This window comes from Bacteroidota bacterium (assembly GCA_018816945.1).
GTDB lineage: Bacteria > Bacteroidota > Bacteroidia > Bacteroidales.
This window is the reverse complement of the sequence record JAHIVC010000090.1, coordinates 1-2,441: the sequence shown is the minus strand read 5'-3', so window position 1 is coordinate 2,441 and position 2,441 is coordinate 1. Positions and strand designations below refer to the sequence as shown.

Annotated in this window: 3 protein-coding genes; all 3 read right to left on the bottom strand. The window is 36.1% G+C overall.

Features of this window, described 5'->3' with window-relative positions; all coding sequences use genetic code 11:
- Positions 1 to 395 precede the first annotated feature (395 nt).
- Entirely contained in the window at positions 396 to 569 is a 174-nt protein-coding gene (locus KKG99_13555) for a hypothetical protein (GenBank protein MBU1014020.1), read from the bottom strand.
- Positions 570 to 589: 20 nt separating this feature from the next.
- The gene (locus KKG99_13550) at positions 590 to 1,918 is read right to left on the bottom strand and encodes a putative DNA binding domain-containing protein (protein MBU1014019.1); all 1,329 of its coding nucleotides are present in this window, start codon (positions 1,916 to 1,918) and stop codon (positions 590 to 592) included.
- 4 nt (positions 1,919 to 1,922) lie between these two features.
- Positions 1,923 to 2,441: hypothetical protein (locus KKG99_13545; protein ID MBU1014018.1), on the bottom strand; the 519-nt coding region annotated here is incomplete at its 5' end.

Here is a 2,441-nt window from a genome sequence, read left to right as displayed (position 1 = left end):
GGAACAACATATCCCAATCCACCATAACTGATCGCCGGTTCAAATCCATCAGGCAGATTTTGCATAATCACCTGATGTAGCTTGTTAAATGGTTCTGCCCTGTCAGGAGGAAGCCTGGTCAATATTTCCGCTACTGTTACACCGCTTGCTTTCATAAAATTGTGATTAACGTCAGCCCCTCCAAAAACCTGTTGAGGCTTACAATTTTATCATCATAACCCTGCTAAATTAGCACATACGCTGGTTTAATACAAGTTGATTTTTCAGTCAGCATGTGAGGCAGTTTCTTTTGCCAACGTTTCGTATATGCAAAGTAGGCGATTGCGGGCTTCAAACCTATCAACCCGTTACAATTTTGAAGCGGGCTACAACCGTTGAATTTACTGCTATCTCGCCTATTTTGTATATACATTGTTAGCGTTTCGTGCTTTATTTTTGTCTGTTTGTGCGTTGGGGCAGGCAAGCTCTTTGGCTGGTTTTGGTTGTGCATTGGCTTGTGCGACCAGACAATGTGCTTGACTTTTGCGTTGGCTAAAGAAATAATCATTTTTGAGCCTGTATTGAATCATTTTTGAGCCAATTGAGCCAATTATGAGCCAATCAATTTGTACGTCGTTCCTGCTCCAACTTCTCCCGACCTTTCCAATAACTTGTACTTCTCAATTAATTCAGTCAAATCCCTTGTTGCAGTTGCTTTGGAGACTTCACATATTTCTTGATATATTTTATTTGTTATTTGCTTATGTTGTTTCAGATATTCTATTGCCCTAATCTGTCGATTGCTTAATCCTTTGTCAATAAGAGTTTTATTGTCAAGGGAATTTTTGAATATTGTAACACTGATTCCACCCGATACATTTTCAATTAATGGTTCAGGCAAACCAGCCTTTTTACATTCATTTATGATTTTAATTGTTCCTCGTCCCCAGGCTTCAATTAATCCTCCTTTGAAAAATGCACTTGCAAGTATTGGGTTATGTGGTCGTGAAGAGTGTTTAATCTTTAAATCTTCTATTGTCAAATCTTCCGGTAAAGAACCTTCATTCCAGACAATTAGTTTATCATCATAAACACTAATTTGAATCGGTGCTCCCATGTAATCTCTATGGACTACTGCATTCAATATTACTTCACGTATTGCTTCGTAGGGATATTCCCAACCTTCAATGCGTTGCAACCCTTCATATGTTATTGGGGAAACAAAAAACTTTCTATCAAGTACTTCCAACGTTTTATCTGCTAGTTGATAGGCATTACTTTCCACAATTTCTTGAAATTTTAAATCGTCATCTGTTTTGCCGAAACGACCGATTTTTACAAAGGCATTGATAAAAAAACGACAAGGATTTTTTCCAAACAAAAGAATTGCTGAACGTTTTAGTTTTCCATCTTCCAATAACAGCAGGTTATCAAGAATTCGCTCAATATTTTCTTCATCTGCAATAAACGGCAACCTTTTGCTGCTAGTGGCTCCTTTTTTAAATGCTTCAATAGCAGCAATATCAATATTTTCAAGTTTTGCTCTAGGTTCAATTACATCATCCCATGTCTTTCCTGCTTTTTTCAACAGAAATTCATTTAACGAATTACCTTTTAACTCCTGCTTTGTACTTCCACTTCTGTAATGGTATTTGCCCTGATAAGAAATAGGAACATCATAAGGCTTAACATCAATTTCGATGTACGCTCTATCTTCACGATGATGCAAATTAACATCACAGATAATTCCTAAATTGGTTTGTATTTTATTGGGAATATCATCCATCAATCGTTTTGAATTACTTATGCCAACAACTTCACCTTTATCATTCATGCCGACGAATATTTTTCCTCCTTTAGCATTGGCAAATCCACAAATCCATTTCAGATATTCATCTCTCCACGATTCTTTGTATTCAATAATTTGGTTCTCAGGCATACTATTATTGTTTTTTTCTTTTCTGAATCAAGTTTAATAACCTTTTAAAGTAGTTTTCAATGGTTTCTCCTTTTTCTATCGGGACACATTCAAGTGCCGATGAAAAACCGGATATCAAATCGGAATTTCTTTTAAAATTGGTTTTAAGTATATCAATATCATTTGTTTCCCAGTAACGTCCATCGTCTGTAAGAGTAAAATTGACAAAATATTTTGTATTGAGGTAACGAAAAAGTTGAATAATAAACTGATGTGTTTCAACATTGGCAAATTGCGTTTTTATCGAGAGCATGTATAAATATTCCTTTTCAGGCTGTTCGTTGGTTTTTCCATAAAACTTTAAATGGGCATGACTGCTCATGCTGCCATTCGACAAAAAACACAGAGATATGGTTTCGCAGCCTGGCGGTGTAAAGTTTACGCCATAAATACTTTGGTTGTAATCCGGCATTCCAAAACTATTTTCAGGAAATTGCCGTTCATATAGGTTGATTTTCCAGTTGTAAATACCAGCAATATCCTG

Bases quoted from the DNA above. Each gene is read 5' to 3' on its own strand.
- KKG99_13555 (MBU1014020.1), bottom strand. From the start codon at position 569: ATGATTCAATACAGGCTCAAAAATGATTATTTCTTTAGCCAACGCAAA.
- KKG99_13550 (MBU1014019.1), bottom strand. From the start codon at position 1,918: ATGCCTGAGAACCAAATTATTGAATACAAAGAATCGTGGAGAGATGAA.